The 19,316-nt window shown below is 51.9% G+C and carries 19 protein-coding genes; 7 read left to right on the top strand and 12 right to left on the bottom strand.

Features of this window, described 5'->3' with window-relative positions:
- Window positions 1-55: 55 nt before the first annotated feature.
- The gene (locus FFR93_RS07565; RefSeq protein ID WP_138392730.1) at window positions 56-1,162 is read right to left on the bottom strand and encodes a hypothetical protein; all 1,107 of its coding nucleotides are present in this window, start codon (window positions 1,160-1,162) and stop codon (window positions 56-58) included.
- A 31-nt stretch (window positions 1,163-1,193) separates the two neighbouring features.
- Window positions 1,194-1,601, bottom strand: a complete 408-nt coding sequence (locus FFR93_RS07560) for a hypothetical protein (RefSeq protein ID WP_138392729.1) — start codon at window positions 1,599-1,601, stop codon at window positions 1,194-1,196.
- 211 nt (window positions 1,602-1,812) lie between these two features.
- On the opposite strand from FFR93_RS07560, the gene FFR93_RS07555 reads away from it, so the two are divergent.
- The 4 genes from FFR93_RS07555 to FFR93_RS07540 all read left to right on the top strand — a co-directional run bounded on the left by FFR93_RS07555 (window position 1,813) and on the right by FFR93_RS07540 (window position 4,708).
- Window positions 1,813-2,841, top strand: coding sequence for a hypothetical protein (locus tag FFR93_RS07555; protein ID WP_138392728.1), 1,029 nt, complete (start codon window positions 1,813-1,815; stop codon window positions 2,839-2,841).
- Between the two features lie 165 nt (window positions 2,842-3,006).
- Window positions 3,007-3,726, top strand: a complete 720-nt coding sequence (locus tag FFR93_RS07550; protein ID WP_138392727.1) for an HNH/ENDO VII family nuclease — start codon at window positions 3,007-3,009, stop codon at window positions 3,724-3,726.
- Window positions 3,727-3,732: 6 nt separating this feature from the next.
- Window positions 3,733-4,194 carry an SMI1/KNR4 family protein gene (locus FFR93_RS07545; protein ID WP_138392726.1) on the top strand — a complete coding sequence of 154 codons (462 nt, stop codon included), beginning with the start codon at window positions 3,733-3,735 and terminating at the stop codon, window positions 4,192-4,194.
- 136 nt (window positions 4,195-4,330) lie between these two features.
- Window positions 4,331-4,708 (top strand): DUF4279 domain-containing protein, encoded by a 378-nt coding sequence (locus FFR93_RS07540; RefSeq protein ID WP_138392725.1) that lies wholly within the window; start codon window positions 4,331-4,333, stop codon window positions 4,706-4,708.
- A 106-nt stretch (window positions 4,709-4,814) separates the two neighbouring features.
- Here FFR93_RS07540 and FFR93_RS07535 read toward each other — a convergent pair whose 3' ends face one another.
- Window positions 4,815-5,303 carry a hypothetical protein gene (locus FFR93_RS07535; protein WP_138392724.1) on the bottom strand — a complete coding sequence of 163 codons (489 nt, stop codon included), beginning with the start codon at window positions 5,301-5,303 and terminating at the stop codon, window positions 4,815-4,817.
- Between the two features lie 87 nt (window positions 5,304-5,390).
- Between FFR93_RS07535 and FFR93_RS07530 the strand changes: the two genes are divergently transcribed.
- Window positions 5,391-5,873, top strand: a complete 483-nt coding sequence (locus FFR93_RS07530) for a hypothetical protein (RefSeq protein WP_138392723.1) — start codon at window positions 5,391-5,393, stop codon at window positions 5,871-5,873.
- A gap of 37 nt (window positions 5,874-5,910) precedes the next feature.
- On the opposite strand, the gene FFR93_RS07525 is transcribed toward FFR93_RS07530, so the two are convergent.
- A complete protein-coding gene (locus tag FFR93_RS07525; RefSeq protein ID WP_138392722.1) occupies window positions 5,911-6,723 on the bottom strand; it encodes a Ku protein in 813 nt (270 codons plus the stop codon).
- A gap of 2 nt (window positions 6,724-6,725) precedes the next feature.
- On the bottom strand, window positions 6,726-7,601 hold the full coding sequence (locus tag FFR93_RS07520; protein WP_138392721.1) for a Ku protein: 876 nt from the start codon (window positions 7,599-7,601) through the stop codon (window positions 6,726-6,728).
- 755 nt (window positions 7,602-8,356) lie between these two features.
- Here FFR93_RS07520 and FFR93_RS07515 point away from each other — a divergent pair.
- Both FFR93_RS07515 and FFR93_RS07510 read left to right on the top strand, forming a co-directional pair.
- Window positions 8,357-9,811: an IS200/IS605 family accessory protein TnpB-related protein gene (locus tag FFR93_RS07515; protein ID WP_171049134.1), complete on the top strand. Its 1,455-nt coding sequence runs from the start codon at window positions 8,357-8,359 to the stop codon at window positions 9,809-9,811.
- Window positions 9,812-10,109: 298 nt separating this feature from the next.
- Entirely contained in the window at window positions 10,110-10,460 is a 351-nt protein-coding gene (locus tag FFR93_RS07510) for a hypothetical protein (RefSeq protein ID WP_138392719.1), read from the top strand.
- 597 nt (window positions 10,461-11,057) lie between these two features.
- Here FFR93_RS07510 and FFR93_RS07505 read toward each other — a convergent pair.
- The 7 genes from FFR93_RS07505 to FFR93_RS07470 all read right to left on the bottom strand — a co-directional run bounded on the left by FFR93_RS07505 (window position 11,058) and on the right by FFR93_RS07470 (window position 19,233).
- Window positions 11,058-11,462, bottom strand: coding sequence for a hypothetical protein (locus FFR93_RS07505; RefSeq protein ID WP_138392718.1), 405 nt, complete (start codon window positions 11,460-11,462; stop codon window positions 11,058-11,060).
- Window positions 11,463-12,458: 996 nt separating this feature from the next.
- On the bottom strand, window positions 12,459-13,061 hold the full coding sequence (locus FFR93_RS07500; RefSeq protein WP_138392717.1) for a MarR family transcriptional regulator: 603 nt from the start codon (window positions 13,059-13,061) through the stop codon (window positions 12,459-12,461).
- Window positions 13,058-13,720, bottom strand: a complete 663-nt coding sequence (locus FFR93_RS07495; RefSeq protein ID WP_138392716.1) for a hypothetical protein — start codon at window positions 13,718-13,720, stop codon at window positions 13,058-13,060. The genes FFR93_RS07500 and FFR93_RS07495 overlap by 4 nt, the downstream gene beginning before the upstream one ends.
- A 182-nt stretch (window positions 13,721-13,902) precedes the next feature.
- Window positions 13,903-15,207 (bottom strand): aminotransferase class I/II-fold pyridoxal phosphate-dependent enzyme, encoded by a 1,305-nt coding sequence (locus FFR93_RS07490; RefSeq protein WP_138392715.1) that lies wholly within the window; start codon window positions 15,205-15,207, stop codon window positions 13,903-13,905.
- A gap of 675 nt (window positions 15,208-15,882) precedes the next feature.
- A complete protein-coding gene (locus tag FFR93_RS40760) occupies window positions 15,883-16,500 on the bottom strand; it encodes a transposase (RefSeq protein WP_171049132.1) in 618 nt (205 codons plus the stop codon).
- A gap of 359 nt (window positions 16,501-16,859) precedes the next feature.
- Window positions 16,860-17,702 carry an EAL domain-containing protein gene (locus FFR93_RS07475; RefSeq protein WP_171049131.1) on the bottom strand — a complete coding sequence of 281 codons (843 nt, stop codon included), beginning with the start codon at window positions 17,700-17,702 and terminating at the stop codon, window positions 16,860-16,862.
- Window positions 17,668-19,233 (bottom strand): sensor domain-containing diguanylate cyclase, encoded by a 1,566-nt coding sequence (locus FFR93_RS07470; RefSeq protein WP_138392712.1) that lies wholly within the window; start codon window positions 19,231-19,233, stop codon window positions 17,668-17,670. Before FFR93_RS07470 ends, FFR93_RS07475 begins: the two co-directional genes overlap by 35 nt.
- Window positions 19,234-19,316: the final 83 nt, after the last annotated feature.

The following is a 19,316-nucleotide window of genomic DNA, read 5'->3' as shown; positions in this document are numbered from 1 at the left end:
AACATCTTCAGACCGGCTACCATCGATAATGGCTCTTATCGAACTATAACATTCACTACCTTTTAGGGACATTTGTGGGTTGATCGTCTTCGCGGAGGTTCACTCCCACGGATTTCTTAGCGCCGATCCGGTCAAAGCAGTGTTTTATGGTGACTTCTGTTGTTACCCCGGGTTCCGACCCATTCACATTTAATCTCGGGATTGACGGCCGCACAAACCTCGGCCTGGCTTGTTGTGCCTCGAAAACAATCTTTAACTCCGTCTGTGCAGCCGCGCATGCGTGGAGTTCGCGTACGACGTTTTGCTCCGCTCCCTCACCGAGATGAACATAGAATTTTTTTATCCCTTTTTTCTTTAGAATTGAGACTTTTGTCTTGACCTCATCTAAGAGATGCAGAGGTCCGTTAGAGGCGTGAACGTTCTGCTTAACTCGCTTATTGATCAATGCTTCACGCCTTAGAGCGAGTATCAATAGATTAAGGTCGTTGCTCAACTGATCGATGTCAGCCTCATAACATCTCTGTTGGCCAACATTGAAGTTAAAAGCATCTCCTACTGCTATTGCTTTTGCCGCTTTCTTTAGAGAAGATATACCTACATACTTAAAAATGCTCTGAGTATATCCTTTATCTTTGGTATGAACCTTCACACTTTCTATATCCAGTGTTATTTGTGGAATCTCTAAATTTGATATCAGCTCTTCTATTGCATCTTTGATAGCGGTCGATGAGCCCTCTTCGCGCATCCATTGATCAAATTCTCTTGACCAGCTGTATTTCGGATCGCGTGCGATTAGGGACTGGGAAATGGGGTCGCGCATTCCTTCCCCGGGATCATAATTCATCAGGGATTTAAAATTTTGGCCACATATCTTCTCCAAATGCTTAATTTCAATGTTGTGCGTTTGTGCCGCTTCTTTGACGTGTAGAGAGAATTCTAACCCCCCAAATCTCGGGATAAAGGAATTCAACTGGTTCTTATAGGTGAACCCAATTGAATCAGCTATGTGGTCAAGCTCCAAGAAGCTTTGATCATTCCCCGACAACTGGTATGAGCTGAATATTGAAAAGACGGACTCTCTTACCGATTTACAAATGTTGTCCCGTAACGCGCCCTTTTCATAAGCAAGCCTGATTGATAGCTTGCCAGCGTGATCAGTCACCACCTTCCTTTTGTATTCATTCCTACTTGCCTCAATATCGCAAAAAAATACCGACGACTTTTCGAGCAAACTTGCTGAGCGGCTTTCCTGGATTTAAGCCTTCTATCGTTTCAAATATGGCCTCTAACGTGACCGAAATCCCCTTCCTGTTTCGGGACTGAGGTAGTTCCGATAGTTCAAAGCGAGATATCCTCCGGTCTACCTCTCTGAGATATTCACTTGGACTTGAATGGTTTTTTACGTTTATGTCTAAGGAGGAAGTCCCCTCAAAGGGGTTAATCTTTTTGTCCTCGATCTTTTCGTGAGTCTCGACTATCAGGCTATCGAAGGCCCTCCAGACCTTTATCCAATCGTCAACTTCATTCCACATAGATGTATCAGACAAACTGTCTAGCACGGCTTCTCGTGCTTCAGAATGAAATCGTTGTATCGTTGTCATGCGTTTCTCGAATGTTCAGTTTTCTGAATTTTCCCCCCTTCAACTGAAAGAAACTATACCAAAGAAATTTGTCGTAGGTTCCTCAAAAACAGAAAACAACCGATACCGGCTCTTATCGGCCCTTTGTCGCCTACGCTCGCGAGAAGTTCAACTCCTTGACCCAAAATCGCCCAGAGCGAAATATGTACATTCGGTTTTTGGATTTGCTCATTTGGACCATCAGAGTAGCCAGCTTGCGACACCCGTGCTCGACAACTTCTTTGCCAGACTCCAGGCAACCACTGGAGCTTATCCTTCTGGCGTTAATGATCTCACTGTGGAAGATTGCGTCGAGTTTTTAGCTAGTGTGTGCGATGGGGCGCATGCGCTCGACTATGAAGGCTATAACGTTAGCGACGCACCGGATGGACATCAGATCGCCGGAAAAATTCGAGCGGGTTACGCGCTTGATAAACAAGATAGAGAGCGTAGCCTAGAGTTCGTAAGAACTTATCGACGGACACAATTAGAGCCTGAGTTTGAGAAAAAGTATGAGCGCGGCGCGGTCGTGCAGTTACTACGAAATCCCCGTTTCAGGTTTAAGGCCTACCATGCAGAGTCGATAATTCCCCACCTATCAATCATTGAACAATCCGGGAGAATCCGTATAGATATTCCGGGAGCAGCAGGGCCAGAAAGAGGCACCATCCTTAAGGAGATGTTGCTCGCTGCCCGGAAGCACGGCGTCTCCCTGCGGCACCCTGACACCTTTGAACGACCTAATAAGGGTGAGACGCTTCATATCGCTTGGGAAAAGCCTCGACTTGGTCTGTTAGTTGGCGATAAGAATGTACAAGGCTACATTGACTGGCTCGCAAATAAGGGCTTTACGGTCGATAGTCGCATTCAAGCGATATTTTCTTCCAGCACAAAGTGCGTCCTTTTCATCCGCCCTCAAAAGGTCGAAAACGCGAAAAGATTATTCTGCTTCATCCAAGAGCGGAGAGAGGGCGCGAATATCTTCCCAACGGCTAAAATATTTGCGCAGAAGTTCGGCTTCAAAGGTGCCGGATGGGATAGCACCACCAGAACTGCGTCGTTTCCTTTTGGTGAGAAAATGATGGTTGACCTTAAGCACTTCTGTGCTGAAAACTCAATCTCAGGTTATCACAATGCTGTTCACGCGTTGCAACGTCCTGATTATGCGGAGATTCAATGGGGTTCACTAAGGAACAAACGCGGTTTTGTTTCTACCCGCTAGACAAAACAGGAAACTGAATGACAGCTCTTCACTCTCCCGACATCCTGCATCACCGATAACGTGCGTTATCGCTGGGTTGTGTGGCACTGATTAAAACTTTACGAAGACGATTCAGGATGCCTACATAATGGGACGCTATGTTGACACTCTAAAGTTGGAGTTCTCATGCTGCATAAAATCAAGGTATTCTTTCTCGTCGTCGCTTTGGCATTTTCTCCGGTATCGTTCACCGTCTCCTCCGGCATCATTTTATCGCACGCCGAGGCTGGGTTATTCAAGAAGCTGTTGGCTGGGCAAATTGCCCTTGCGTTGCTGAAAATGGCCTCTGCTGGCGTGACTGAGACAGTGAAGCGCTCAATCATCGCGTTTGTTAAAAAGCACGCCAATGATCCGGCGCTGCCGAGGAAGATTATCTCAAAGCTCGACGAATACCGTGGAGATAAGAAGTACGGCCAATATGTCGACCAGGTGAAAGGCATTATTGATGATGCATTCCCGGCTGTCGCGAAAAAACAGCTTGCCGACAAAGCGGGTGACGCTGTCGCTTACGCTGCGAAGTATTGGAACCGAGTTGTCAACTATGGCCCGGTTCGTGTATTCCAACGAAACGATCTGATCGATCCTAAGCGAATGCATAAGGGCAAGACGAATCTCGACCTAATGAAGGACGGGAAAGCCCCAATCGGACCTGATGGAAAACAACTCCAGCTTCATCACATGTTGCAAAAGGATGGGGAGAGCCTGGCCGAGGTTGGTGCGGATTTTCACAAGGGTTACCATAAAGCCCTTCACATCAATCCGCAGGGCATTCCTTCAGGGATCAATCGAGTTGAATTTGATCTCTTCCGCGCCAAATATTGGAAAGACAGGGCACTAGATTTCTGAGGTTGAATGATGACGGACTTTGAGAAGGCTGTAACGATCTTCGCGGAAATAGCGAGCGAGAGCGCTGGCTTCGATGGCGGCGTTCCTGTTTCCACGATTCTGGATGCTGAGCATCGTTTAGGTCTTACGTTTCCGGCAGACTTGAAAGCTTTCTACACTCAGTTCGGAGGCGGAGGTGTCGGAGGCATCGACATCGCTGGTCTGGCTTTTCCAGAGGGCAATGTTGTGGGCGTCACCCTGGAAGGACGTGAGGGCGGCCTTCACGAGAAGCTGCTGGTGCTGGAATCCACGGGAGATGGCGGGTTCTACACTTTAGACCTTCGGTCTGATGACGAGCAGCCCGTTCGCGTCTGGGCACCAGGAGCTTCTGACTCGGTTGATGATCTTGAGCCAGTCGCCGAGAATTTTGGTGAATTCCTCCTCATGCGTGCTGAAACAGCCAAGCAGGTGGTCGCTTACGAACCGTGAGTTCCCTAGAATTAGCTTTAGGCGTGTTTTCGTGAAACTCTAGCTCTATCAAAATGGAGCTAGAGTTTCTTTGGATAGCAGGTTAGCGGCGAAGATTTCTGATGCATACGCCCTCCTCCGGGTCTACTCGGCAACCATGTCTGTTGAAGAACTCACCCGTATTGCTGGTTTCAGGCCCACTGAAACTCTGATTAAGGGCACCCGTCACACGGATCGGTCATCTCCCGCGCCCGCAAATGCTATTTTTCTAAGCACCGAGAGCCTCGTGCGAGAGAAGGACCTTAATGCGCACATTCGCGAACTTGGCTCCCGACTTCCTAAGGGTGTTTTTTCGTCGAAGTTCGGCAATGAGGAGGTCACCATTTATCTGACAATCTATTGGTGGACCACCGAGGAGGTCGGGTTTTACCTCGACACGGAAAGTTTTGATGTCCTTTCGAAAATTGGCGTTCCCGCGTATTTCAATTTCCTCATTGATCCATCGCCTATCAATCCGACCGTAGAAACGGAATAACCAGGAAGAGCCGATAATGTGCGTTATCGGCTAATCCTTGGAACTTTTTCCCCGCGCCCTCGGCCTTAGATCGGGATTGACGCTTTCTTTGCTCAATGACCGCACATCATTGGGTGTCCAGCATAATACGCGCACCGTCAGGTAGTCCCCTGATCTGGCGCACTATGTCCGTTCGAAAGTCCAAGATCGTTTGTACTGGCATGGACACCATATTTTCTATCGTGAATTCGCCCCCGAAAACGATTTGCATTTTAGGTGTCAACCGATGCCCGTCCGGAAGCTTTCCGTTAGCGTCTTCCCACATCTTCAGAAAGGTTTGGCCGACCGCCCTACGGTCGTTGATCATGTCGGTTTCCCAAGCCGAAGGACTTGGCCATTCTTCAGCAACATCACCAGTTTCGGTCCCTATGCGGATCACACGATCCCTATGCAGGGCGAACACATCGGCGAATACGTCCATCGCGAAGATTTCTACGGAACCATAAACCGCACTCGTGTCCTTCATGATCTCGCTGTCGGACAAAGTCCGGTTGGACACCAGGATCAAAGCGCCAGCAAAGGTGTCGATGTCTAAGCCCAGTTTGATTTCGGTCATACGTCACCTCTCTTTTGGGTAAGTCGCCTTTTCCCTGCAACATCGTTTAATCTACCGTAGCAATAAGCGTTACGTGTGAGACAAACAATGCAATCGGTTGACCTGGAGCAAATCGACAGCTCGTACACCCAGGATTTCGATTCTGTAATCGATGCAAGCGAGGGCCGCCTGTCTGCAGATTTGTACGCTTTTCAGGTTAAGCACGAGGGCAAACCCGTCTCTGTCAAAATCAAAGTTGTCGGCATCGGTGTCGACCCAAAAGTTTGGCTTGTAGACAACGTGGTTGTTGTCCAGGCGAACTCGGGTATCTGGCTGCTGCAACCGGGCTCGGAAGATTTTAAGGAGATAGATTTTGGCTACCCTCTGCATGAGGTTTCCTCCTCCCGGTATGGCCTGCTCGTTTTCCACCTTCTCGGTTGCGAATTGGTTTCTCCTACGACTGGTCAGGTGATCTGGCGGTACATGGGTGGTCAACTTACCGAGTTCAGCGTGTTCGGCGATACCGTTTCTTTGAAATTCGATGACGAGGAAGTCCGTCTGCATAGCGACGACGGGAATATTGTATCTTAGTAAACTCTCACGTGAGCAGCCGCACGCGTTTCGACGATCAATTTGGTCCGCGACTGCTCTTTTTGTCTTTCTCCAGCGATTTTTTGAGCGCGTCCATGATGTTGACGACTTTATCAGGTGCTGGTGAAGGTTGCGGCTTGCTCGTTTTGATTTTTGTCTTCATCTGCTTGCGCTTGAGATCGATCATCCCGAGAAGACGCTTTTGAACTGGATCAGACACCATCGATCTGTCCCATTTTTTCGTCTCTTGAGCGATGAACTGGTCGATTAACGGAGCTAACTCGGGTTCACCGCCTTGAGGAATGCCTTGGAAGTAATCGTTCTTGTCCCGCACCTCTTCGCCGTACCGTAGTGTCCAGAGGACAATGCCTTTGCCGCGCGGCTCCAGCATGACGGCCCGTTCTCTCCTGGAAATGACCAGCCGCGCGATGCCAACCATCTCTTCAGCTTCCATCGCGTCTCGGATTACCGAAAACGCCTCTTGACCGACCGGGTCCTCGACCGAGAGGTAGTATGGGCTGTCGAGCCAAATCCAATCGATGCTGTCTCTCGGGACGAACTTGTCGATGTCGATGGTTCGGTTGCTTTCCAGCGCGACGTTCTCCAGTTCCTCGTCTTCCAGCATGACGTAATCGGTATCCGAGATCGGGTATCCTTTTACCTCGTCTTCGCTTCGTACCGGCTTACCTGTGACGGAGTCGACGTAGTGACTCGTGACCGGGTTCGTCGTGTTTTTGTTCAGCGTCCGAAATCGAACTTTCTCGTTCTCACTCGTTGCAGGCATCATCTGTACCGGGCAAGTGACAAGTGAGAGCTTCAAATAGCCTTTCCAGAAGGCGCGCGGGGCCATGGTCATCCTGCCTTACGTCGTGAGGTCGAAGGTTTTCGCCTTGCTGCTTGTTCAGGGTGTGCCTTAACGCTCTTTTCGCCTGCTGCACGTCGGGGCGGCCCAGCCAGGAGGCTGGCGCTCTCCCTTAGTGCCTTCAGGAGGTCGTTCGGGGTGGAAACCGTTGGTGTCTTGACCTTGGGCACCACCCTGCCCTCCATCTTGGCTTCCACGAGTTCCTTGAGCGCAGTTTCATATCGGTCCTCGAACTCGTCGATGTGGAACTCGCCGACCTTAGTTTTGATGATATGCTTCGCTAGATCGAGCATCTCACCCTCAATTTTGAGGTCTGGCATATCGTTGAAGGCTTCGTCAGCGGAGCGGACCTCGTAGTCAAAGTTCAGCGTTGTCGCGATCAGGCCGTCCCCGTCAGGGCGGATTAGCAGCGTTCTCATTCGTCGTGAAAGCACCGTCCTGGCGATTGCGGCGACCTTTGCGCGACGCATACCGTCACGTAGGGCTGCAAAGACGTCCCCGCCCAGCTTGTCTGGCGCGAGATAGTAGGGCTTGTCGAAGTAGACGTCGTCGATTTCAGTGAGTGGAATGAATGACAGGACCGTCAGTGTCTTGTTGCTTTCAGGGACTGCGGAGGCCACCTCGGCAGGGTCGAAGACGACGAACTGTCCGTTCTCGATCTCGTAGCCTTTGACCTGGTCGTCCTTGTCGACAGGTTTTTCGGTCCCGCTGTCGATGAACTCACGTTTTACCTTGTTACCGGTCTTGCGATTGAGGATGTTAAAGGTGATCCGTTCAGATGAACTGGCGGCGGTATAAAGGGCTACCGGAGCGGTGACTTCTCCAAACCGGATGGACCCCTTCCAATTGGCTCTAAGGCCAGTCATCGAACGACCCTTCCTCGGTCTTAGTTGAGCAGTTCAACAAGTAGGTAGGGCAGAAGTTCCGCGCCTCAAGCGAATCAATTGTGGCTTTTTAGAGATTGTCTACTAGTTGTAGTAGCTGAATTTGCGGCCTGCGGTAGACGTCGGCTGAAGCCAATGCTCGATAACGAGCCTAATCGGCGTTCAGACTGGGCCGTCGTGCATTGCACGCCTGCAGAGACTGGTGTCTGTGTGGAGTATTCTCATTAACCATAATCCTGTGATTGGGTGCGTGTATGTTGACATGATTCCTGTGTTCATGTTTTGATCTACTCCAAGGCAGTAGATATTGATTTATGATCCGCACATTCGAAACACGTATATCAGCAGCAGACGACAGGCATGCCGACCTGCTCGGCAAGATCGCTGAGAAGATGTGCGTCGCAGAGCGGAAAATTCATGCTTTCCTGGCGGCGGGAAAAGAATGGAAAGCCGACGAATATCGGCAGATTTACACCAAGCTTGGCCTTTCGGCAGTAATGTTCCGGAGTGCCAAAGACTCGCTGGACAGCCGATTGCGCTCGATTTCGGAGCTTGCAAAGGTCCAGGCGGCTGACCTTACACTGCGTGTCGATCAAAAGAAGAAACAGATTGAGGACAAGGCCGAGAGTCTCGCAAAGGCTCGGGCGAGCCTGGCAGGACTCCAGATCAAGCTTGACGACCTGTCCTGCAGGATCAGCGATCTTCAGGCGAATATCGAAGCTGCGTCGAAGCCATCTGTGAAGGCAAAGGCGGTAGCGAAGCTGAAGGTGCTGCTTGATAAGCGATCTATCGTCGCTGAGAAGCTCACAGGATTTGCCAACGACATCGAGCAGATACCCTTCAGCCTTCATCAACACCGCCGTAAACTTGCGAGCCTTGAGTATCAGCTGCATAGAGCGGAAGTTCGCGTAGAACCCCCGCACATTTGTTTCGGGACGAAAAGTCTGTTTCGCCAACAGTTCGAACTTGAAGCCAACGGCTTCAAGTCTCACACCGAATGGAAGAGCGCGTGGAAACAGGCGCGGACCTCCAGCTTCGCCTTTGTCGGAGTGGCGAATATGACTGGCGGCAACGAGGTCGCCCGACTAAAGCTACGCAAGGATGGATTGTTTAATCTGGAGCTAAGGCTCCCGCCAAGCCTGAGAACATCGAACCATTCCTTCATCACCTTCCGCAAGATCAGCTTCAACCATGGTCACGACGCCATTGTCGCGGCGCTGGCACGCCAACAGCCGCTGACTGTGAGGTTTGTTCGCGACGACACCAGCTGGAAGGTGCATGTCACAATTGAACAGCCGACGGCGTCGGTGAAATTCGACGATAATCGCGGCTGCTTGGGCATCGACCTGAACGCGGACAGCGTGGCGCTGACCTTGGTCGACCGGTTCGGCAATCCGATTCGCAGCTGGACCATCCCGATGGTCACCCATGGCCTGTCGTCAGATCAAGCTTTGGACCTAACGCGAAAAGTCGCAAAACAGATCATCGACCTAGCGACAAAGTATCACGTTCCTGTCGTTGCTGAAGACCTGGACTTCGCCACAAAGAAGGCGCAGCTGACATCCGACACTAGCCCGCGTTATGCGCGCATGTTGTCGTCCCTCGGCTATTCGTCTTTCCAGCGAGCGCTGGCATCAGCCTGCGCTCGCAATACCGTTTGCCTGAGGCAGGTCAACCCTGCCTTCACGTCCTTGATTGGCCGCACGAAATTCGCTCGCCGTTACGGCTTGAGCGTTCATACGGCCGCTGCGCTATCTATTGCTCGGCGAGCAATGGGTTTTTCTGAAAGAATGCCAAAGCCTATCGAGGGGAAGATCATTCTTCCCCTCGACGACGGTGGTCATGTCACTCTTTCCCGGCCTGCAAGGATCGAGGGAAGACATGTATGGTCGCCGTGGCGGACGCTGAACGTCAGATACAAAGCGGCGCTTGCAGCGCACAGGCGGACGAGACACAAGTCTCGATCCTCTGGAATGGTCTCGGGCGGTCCAAACCCCGAGGAACTTCCGTTGCGACGGACCAATGGTCCTTCGCCTGTCGGTTTGGTCCGGATGTTCCCGGATGAAACTGCGAAGTTCCGGGGTGGGGCTATACCCGGGCCGGGTGACATTTATCACTCGCACCAAAAGATCGGACATTGGGTGGGTCAACCACACGATAATCCGAATAGCCGAGGATATGTATGCCCTTAAGGGTATCGAGCCTTCGAAGAGGCAGAAATGGGGTGACGCAATCCAGAACCAGCTGGACACGCTGAATGGTATCATTGAAGCAGTGAACGAGAAGTTTGAGCCGGTGGCCGCGCCCAAGATGTAAGTTGCTGAATGCCTGGTCCAGAGTGGTTAAGCATAGGCCCATTAGCAGCCACTTCCCGCCATCAATACGAGCTTCTCGATCTAACAGCTCTATGTCTTAGCTCACGCTTGGCTCGGCTGATTGTCGATTGCGGAATGTCTGCATAGGCTAAATCGTCATAATGAGGAGCCTGACATGGCAAAGACACAGTTCACCATAACTCTTAGCTGGAGAGATGAAGCTTACGGGTCGATTTCCAGTGGCGCGCAGGCTTTCCGTCACTCGCAAGAGCCAATGATGTCCGACAACCAGTTCAAGCAGTTGAACCGATTGTTTAAGCGCTTTGGTTTCGAGGGCAATTTTTCCCGAGCCTCTTATATCGCTCAGTTCAGGGATGCGGATAATCCGGTGAAATTCACCGCTGCTTTGGAGGAGGCTGGCTACATCGTTAAGCACGATGGCGCGATCCCCGCAGCACTTGCACAAGCTTTGGCGGCCAGTCAGGACGATGAGCTGGCTGATGAACCGGCCGCACCGAGAATGTAAGTTGTCAGATCAAAAGGAAACCGGAGCCATGGGGCGTTTGGAATCGTCGATGCTACTGGCAAGAAAGCTCGTGCGCGCCGAAGTCGATCTGGCCCCAGGCCAGGCGACGGGTGCCTTGTTGAGGACGCTGATCTAGAGCAATTGACCTTCGACGCGATGATGAGCCTCAGATATCACGTTCGTCGCGGCATTAGCTATCCACGAGCTTATCAGGCCGCTGTTGATGAAATGCGGGTCAGAGAGACACCCGGAAGGACGACTGTTCAGGTTGAATAGTGCTGATATCGAGTGAAGGTTCCGAATACGCCGCTGGCTAAAGCACCGCGCTCCGCTGACGATCTTCGACCGCAATCTGCACGTCAATAAACGTTTAGGCTTTAAAGCTCTCAACGTTCGGGCTCTGCTAAGGCCTGCTTTGCGGCTGTTCGATCTTTGCGGGCTCGATCCAGCCGTTCTCGGATGCCACGAAACGGCTTCATCCTTTCGCGGAGCCCTTCAACAATCCTCATCTTCTCACCAAAAGACAAATTAGCTCGTCGATGAGAGCCTCCGCCTTGCGTTGCAGAATTGCATCTCTGGTGAATTCGCTTGGGTCTGTCATGGCGCTAAATCTACATCTAAAATATCGTCTCTTCTAATCTTGCGGCAAAATTCTTGCCACTGCGGTTCAAGCGAATGCCGCTCAACGACGCCTTTCAAGGCCTGTAGGTCCACTTTCTCTTGGTCAATAAAGTCGCCAACTCTCACGAAATCTTTTGATCTACCAGTGCGCAATGCCGTTGCGATCACATGCTCTGGACGGAGAATGCGGGTGATTATTTCGTCATCTCCGCCGAATGCGTCAGAAACCTCCAAGGCACCGGTCAGGGATTCTTCATCCAAAGCATCAGCCACTGGAAGAAATTGAACTGGCCACCCTTCGATGATGAGGCCTTCCTTTTCCCATTCAACGTAGCCAAGTTTTGCTGGGTAGCTAGTGATCGGAGTAAGGGTAACGATCAACGCTGTTTTCTGATTTTCGAATGGGAACGAGTGCTTTTTGCCCTAGCACGTCATCACTGTCGGCGCTTTCCGAAATTGGAGTGCCTTTAAGGCTTATTCCCGTTCGGGTCCGTACCAGTAATAGCGTAATTGCGATTTAGAGTTTTGGCCATGAAATCGATGGGGAACGCTGGCTGCGACAGCGGGGAAAGGGGCCGAACAGCTCTGTACGAAGACAGATTCGCTGGTTCTTGTCCTCCCGACTGAGGGATGGATCGAGGATGTCCCCTGCAAGGTTCTGTTAGTGCAGCCTTCGATTTTGATTGAAAAATTCGCCGCCTGGACTCATGCTAGAGACAGGCAACACCAGGCTTGAAAAGGACTTACAATGAAACGCCCAGTGATTCTGAAGCTCTCGAACGAGATTGGCATCTAACCGACGACTTCTTGCCTTCGCCCGTGCCCGTGATTTTCGATCCGATTGGTACGTGGCGAAGGCAGCCCATTTCAACATCTTCCGGAGCGAGGCTGGGCGGGTGGTTGTACCGCCTCGTGTTTCGCTCCTCGCCCTGACGTCGTGGCGGGAGTGCCGAACGCCATGGCTTCCGTCGTCCGTAACGGGCTTCTTCTCTTCCCTTTTGACTGCGTCGAGTGCATAGAAGATGTCGCAATGGTTTTCGTACGCGTATTCGATGGCACGTTCCAATCTATCTGGTCGCACCATCGCCAGGACTTGATCCGCGTGCTCGTACTTCCATGCTCGTGTGTTGCCGACGGCGTCACGCCAAGTCGTCTTATTTTCTTGCATGTTCGGTTTCCTCGCTGGATCAACTCCACGAGCCTCTTACTGTCTCGACCAAATTTTTTGTAAAAGTGGCTCATTTCGAAATGCAGCAAACGACATGAGGCACAGACGCCGACAATGTGCATTATCAAGGGTTGGCCACAGTCGGCTCATCTGGTCAGTATGCCGTGCGCGGCCAGCTCCATGGAGCACGCACGAGGCGTGTATGCTATTTACTTTCCGAGCCCGAATCGACTGGTCTCTTCGACTTCCGGCACTGGAGTAGGTTCTATGAGACTACATCTGACTTCTCTTCCAAATCTTTCCACTTTAACCAAGCCTTGATCCGACAAGCTGCTGATCCCGCGAGACACGTTAGGTTGGGCCATGCCTGTCGCTGTGGCGATCTCACCAATCGTCGCCCCCGGGTTTTTTCGAAGGAAACGACGAAGGCGGACCGAAACCGGGATCGGTTTGCTGGCGTAATCTTGGCCGATCTTACGTTTCAAATCGCGATGATATCTGGCTACTGTCTCACGCGCTGCCCAATCGTGAAAGCCGTACGCTAGCCTTCTCAATATCTCTCGTGCTCTCGCTTCTTTAGCTGCTGGCAGGTTCCCGCCAGCGATGCAATAGACGGGGTGGCCGGGTCGCGCGACTTTGAAATCAAAATTCCCACCATGCACCCTGATATCGGGCCAAACATTGGTTGAAACGACGTTGGTGAAACCTGCGTCGGCGACCAGGTCTACAAAACGCTCTGATGAACCTGCAGCTTTGGGCAATAGAGCCGGGGGTCTGATAGGAGTTAGGTCCAGGACAGCGTTGTCGATCATGGGGTAGGTCCACCATAATTAAGTTGATGAGCTTCCTCCACTTGCTGGAGTTTCTCATTTATTTTCATTCGAAGTGACTTCGCTTTGTGACTATTGCCATCGGCCAACCGCATCGCAGCGTCACCTTTCACAGCTTTCTGGAGATCAAGCAACAGGTCGTCGGTAAGCCTTGTGAGCTTGTCTTTATCAATCCCGTCTGCAACCAAAAGCATCCGCGCTACGTCATCCTCATCCTTGTCGCCCTTCGGCGTCCCACGCCGGTCCGCAAGAGCTTTCGCTTTAAGTACAAGGAGATGCTCAATACACGCGACGCGTAAACCGCTCTTGACCTCAGAAAAAGCTACAGCTTCCTGGACGGGAACACATAAATCCGTCTGACCCTCGACATACACATCGAATTCAAAGCCCTGTTTTACAAACTGCTGTTTGCTCAGACGCCGGTTCGGCGTCAGCATCTCGATATCCCGTAAATCAGCGTAGTCTGAAAGCAGAATCATGAAGTCTGCGTCATGGCTTTGAGCTGCGAAAATAGCCGTTTCTTCCTTCGACAGAGCATGCGCATAGACTGCAATACCCCCGATGAACACAAGGCCATCCTGGAAAAACTCTTGAATTTCTGCGACTGTGTTAAGAAGCTGTTTCCAGTCGTCGTCTGTCATATATATCACCTCGCTTATCATGATATATATCATATTCGCCATCGCTTGCATAGATCAACGCTGATCTAAGAAAGACGATATAGCGAAGGCCATTCGAGGGTGAGTCAATGGTCGAGAACGCAATGGAGCCCGGTAAGGTGTGGGCGCGATGACGATCCTTGAGAAATGTTATCGCAACCTCGTCAGATCACGCCGAATTTTCGTCCCAGCTTTTCCATCACGTCTAGAGTTCTGTCGATCTGATCGTAGGTGTGCGATTCATTGAGGATGAAGCGGAAGCGAACTTCCGAATGCTTCACCACCGGATATGCGACAGACGTGGTGAAGATGCCGTCTTCATACATCGCCTGCCCCATCTTAAGAAGCGTGTCGGAATCGCGCACGAAGACCGGGATGATCGGGCTGGTCCCTTCTCCAGTATCAAAGCCGATGCCCTTCAACTTGCCACGCATGTAGCCGACTTTCGACCACAGCGAAGTTAGCAGTTGCGGCTCCATCTCGATCACGTCCATTGCGGCGAGGATAGCTGCGACATCAGACGGTGGAATGCTGGCCTGGAAAAGATAGGCGTTGGCTTCCACCTGCATGAGCGTTTTGAATGCTGGCGTCGTCGCTACCACACCCCCAATGGATGCGGTGCTTTTGGAGAGAGTAGTCATCACGAAGTCGACGTTTTCAGTAACCCCCAGTTTATTGCACAGCGTCCGGTCGGAGTGCAGACCGAACGAATGGGCTTCATCAACAAAGAGGAGAAAATTATGCCGGTGTTTTAAATCCACTATTTCCCTCAGACAGGCTTCTTCACCGGTCATCGAATAAACGGATTCGACGACTACGAGGACGTTTTCATAGCTGGCGGCATATTTTTCGAGCTTCCGGTTCAAATCGTCGGCGTCGTTATGTCGAAATGGCAGAAACTTCGCCCCAGACAGCTTCACGCCGTCTATGATCGAAGCATGGCATTCGCGGTCGAAGAGAATGAAGCAGGATGGTCCCTTGGCGAGCGCTGATATAGCCCCAACGTTGGCACTGTATCCTGTCGGAAACAGGATTGCTTCTTCCTTACCCATCCAGTCCGCAAGCCGCTTCTCGGCCAACTTGTGCAGACTGCTGTGCCCGCCACTCATCGCCGATGTCCCGCAACCCGTTCCAAACGTTCTTATTGCGTCAATGGCTGCATCGACGACCTTAGGATGCCTGTTGAGCGCCAGGTAATGATTGATTGGCCAGATTATGCATTCCTTAGTGCCCAAATGAGCGCTGCTTCTGACCAGGCCGCTGGAATTACTTCCGCCTTCGGTGAAGTTATCGTAGCACCAGATACCTGTTTTCGCTTGATCGAGCTTAACCGCGTGGTAGGCTTCCGCCACCGTCTCAACATCGACGATACCCTGCTCCAGGCAATCCTTGCGCACGAGCCCAATCTGCCGTGTGGCTTTGTTTGCTACATCTATCTTCTGAAAGTCTTCACTTGAATCAATGTCCATAATAGGCCGCCCCGGAGTATCGCCAACGTATAGATTATGTGTGGCATGGGTACCTAGGGTTTTGCAACGTGGGGTATGGTTGATCAATCATTAATAGTTAATCGGCCCTCAGTCCGGACGCGCTTTTCATCATTGCGAGTTGAACGATAAGACGCATTATCGAGCGTCAGTTCACCGGGCAGGCCGCAACCCCCACTCCTTCTCGAATGCCTCCAATGTCGGGCTATCCGGAAAGTTCGGTTGAACTTCGAGCCGGTTCCTGTCTCCGCGAAGCATGACTAAGGGTTGCTGATGCAGCCCTCCCGCCAGAGGCCTCTCCACAGGCGTCAGCCTTGCGACGACGCCGCCGCAAAGCTCGTTCGGGCATAGCCTGCCCTACGTCTTGATTGACATGTTGTAGTCCAAGGGCCTGGAGCCCGAGGCGGCGCAGGTTCATCGCCGCATTGAGGTCCCGGTCAATGACCAGACCACAGTCGCACCGGAAGGTGCGATTGTGGAGACGCAGCTTGTCGTCTCCTGTTTTTCTCAAATAACACGCAGAGCAGGTTTGCGTCGTTGGTTCAAACTGACCGGCCTTGATGTGCTGCTTGCCCGCCCACTCGCATTTGTAGGCAATCTGCCGGTTCATCTCGCCCCAGCCAGCATCGTAGATGGACAGGGCAAGATGGCGGTTCTTCACCAGCCCTTTAATGTTGAGATTTTCCGTAACCACAGCCGAGGCGTCTCTGACCAGAGTTGATGTGGTCTTGTGCTGAACATCGCGACGAGTGTCGCGAACCTTGGCATGGAGGCGGCCCACAAGCCGCGCCTGACGCGCCCTGTTTTGCCGCCTTTCGTGCGGCGTGCAAGGCTCTTTGGCGGCTTGATCTTGACGCCGTCTGAACGGACCAGCAATTCCTTCAATCCGAAGTCACCGCCAAGAACTGTCTCTGGATCGGGAACGACAACGGGAACGTCAGCCTCGATCTTGCACTGGATGGTCAACTCCCAGCCTCTGCCGGTCCAGGCGACGTTCGCGCCAGCGATAACGCCTTCGGGAAGACGGCCCGCCCGGAATTTGACCTTGCCGGTCTTTGGCAGGAAGACCTTGTTCCGATCCTCTTCAATATGCAGTGCTTGGTTGATGACGTAGAAGGATTCACGGCTTCTGCCCCTGACTTTGAAGCGAGGGAAACCTGCTCCCTCCTTGAAGCACTTCTTGAGCGCCAGATCGAGGTTACGGCAGACCCGCACTAAGCTGTTACTCGGGGCTTCCGCCAGCCATTCGTATTTTTCCTTTAGGCCTGGCAGCATCTTCGACATATCGTGGAAGAAGATGAACGTATTCGTCGCGGCGTATTGTTGCTTCTGTAGGGCCAGCAGATGATTCCACAGCCATCGACATGCACCAGCATGTCGCGCAAAGGCGTTGGCTTGCTGCTTGTTTGGATAAAGCTTGAACCTATATGCCTTGAGATATTTCAGCTGCGCACCGGATGTTCATCAAATGTTCTTGTTGTTTTGCCAGCCGCTTACGGAATGGTCAACCGCCGAATCCGGTTATGATGAAGATGTTCTTAATACTGCTTCAACCGGATATTCCGGATAGCCAACATAAGAACGGCTCCCGCGACAAAAGCGCAGTTTCGGCGGTCAATCCTGCTAACGACGAGTTAAACCGCCTCTAGCGACCTTGAAGTTCCCACAAGCTTCAGCAAGGGGCCTCCGCTGGGCTTGGCAAATCTTGATTCTCGACGCGCGATCATATCCGAGGCAGTCAGAATTTTGGAGAAAACGTAACCCTGGATCATGTCGACACCTTCGACATGACGAATATAAGCGAGCTGTTCAGCCCCCTCGACTCCTTCAACGATGATGTCGAACTCAAGTTCCTTTGCAAGGCTTACAACGCCCCTGAATAGTCTCTGAGCCTTTGGGTCATCGACGATGTCGAGGATGAACGATCTATCGATCTTCACACGGCTTAGGGGCAGTCTGTCCAGATAGCTGAGCGAAGAATATCCGGTACCGAAGTCGTCAAGAGATGTCTTGACGCCCATCGACTTGAGTATCTTGAGCGTTGTGGCTGTTTTTGTGAAGTCCTTCACGAAGACGGTTTCCGTCACCTCGATGCATAGTTTCGATGCATCGAGGTCGAAATCATCGAGCGCGTTTCTGATCATGCCAACAATGTCATCACGTGCCAGATCAAGCGCAGATAGATTGACGGACACGCCAACGTCTGCACCCCAGGCCTTGCAGTCCCTGCAGGCTGTCCGAAGCACATATTCCGTAAGCTTCCCGATCACACCAATTTCTTCTGCCATTTCGACGAATTGTGACGGAGATATATACCCTGCCTCGCGGTGTTCCCAGCGGCATAGCGCCTCCGTTAACATCATATTCTGACCCGAGACGTCGAAAATTGGTTGATAGACAACCTGGAGAGCACCCTCGGCGATAGCACCTTTAAGGTCTTGCTTAATTCGGCTTGTCGCGACGTATTCCTCCTCCATGGCATCGTCGAAAAGCATCCACGACTGGGTTTGGGTTCCGTTTTACCTTGTACAGCGCCATATCGGCTCGGCTCATGTCTTCATACAGACTGAGATCGCGCTTCGAGGTGACGATTACACCCCCGCTGCAACGAACGTCGATCTTGTAGTCCCCTATAACGTAGGTCGACGAGATCAGCGAAAACACAAGATTGAACAGCCCTTCCGCCTCGTCTTCGGTTTTCAGTCCTGCGAACATTACGACAAATTCGTCGCCTCCAAGGCGACCAATCACCATCCGATCATCCAAGATCGAACCGAGTCGGGAGGCTACACCTGAAATAACCTGATCCCCAATGTGATGACCAAGGGTGTCGTTAATCAATTTGAAGCGGTCCACGTCCAGGAGGCAGAGAGCCACAATGTCCGATGGCCGTAGCGCACCCACTTTCTCATAGGTGACAGCTTCCCACCAGGAGCGGTTTGCGATACCTGTCAATTGATCGAAGCGTGCGGCAAGTTGAAGTTCGTTCTTGCTTTTCACCTTTTCGGTGATGTCCTGGATGATAAGGACGGCCGCACTATCGTTATCGCCGCCCGTATCTCCTTCAAAAAGAAAATCGTCAGGCCGGTCCAGCTTGCGGAATTCGAGTTGCAGCCATCGACCATCCGTCGTTTTCGCCTCGAACTCGCGGATATCAGGATTGTTCTTGTCGAAAACGGAGATCGCCAGTTCGAGGGAGATGCAAGCCACGTCAGCTTCATCAAAAACACTCGCCAACGCCACATCGAGCTTGCCGTTGTATGACGGTGCAATTCTCAGAGCCTCAGCAGCGCTCGCATTGATGACGGCCACGTTGCCCTCCCCGTCCACTATGATGAGGCCATTGGGCATGCTTGAAATCGCGACGTCGAAACGACGGGAGGTGATGCCAGAGTAGCGAATGGCAGACAGCGCGCTGACCAGGAGAGACCGAACGTATCGGGCTGCTTGCGTGGATTTTGAATGGACCTCCTTAAGACAGAGACCAGCCAGGACAATGTAGAACCCAGTGTTCATCATATTTGCGTCAGTATGACCAATTGCTATCGGAATGCCGAAGACCAGCACGGTGCAGATCGCGCACTTCAGGGGGCCGAAATTTCGACCTATAACCGCCAGGCAACTGCTGGTGATAAGGCCAAGTGATATGGTCGTGGAAATAGAATTTGGGTGAAAGTACGTGCTATAGACGCCCACGATACCCAAGCTTAGCAAAGCGGCGACCGGCCCATTTATGCATCGATCTTCCCCAGACCGAACGCCCGATACCGCAGCCAATTTTGCTTTTCTTTCCACATGGTTAGAGATCGCTCGAAGCCAATAGGCATACGCCACCATCGCAAATAGCGGAATACATAGGAACGTGCGATCCGCCGTCACCACATAGTTTACGCCAGAAGTCAGAAGGAAAATCGCGATGCATATGTGAAGCGCGGCTCCTCCGTAGAGGGCCGAATCCAGAAGCTCTTTCTGGGTGTGCCGCGTTACCATCGACGTGCCGGTTAGCATAAAATTGTCCCTTCGGGACCGAGTGACTAGAATTTGCGCTCTCCTTATTTCTAGAAGCTCCTGCGCGCAACGGCTATTTAGCA

It is taken from the genome of Rhizobium sp. MHM7A (genome assembly GCF_005862215.1).
Classification (GTDB): domain Bacteria; phylum Pseudomonadota; class Alphaproteobacteria; order Rhizobiales; family Rhizobiaceae; genus Rhizobium; species Rhizobium bangladeshense.
This window is presented reverse-complemented; position numbering and strand designations above follow the sequence as displayed.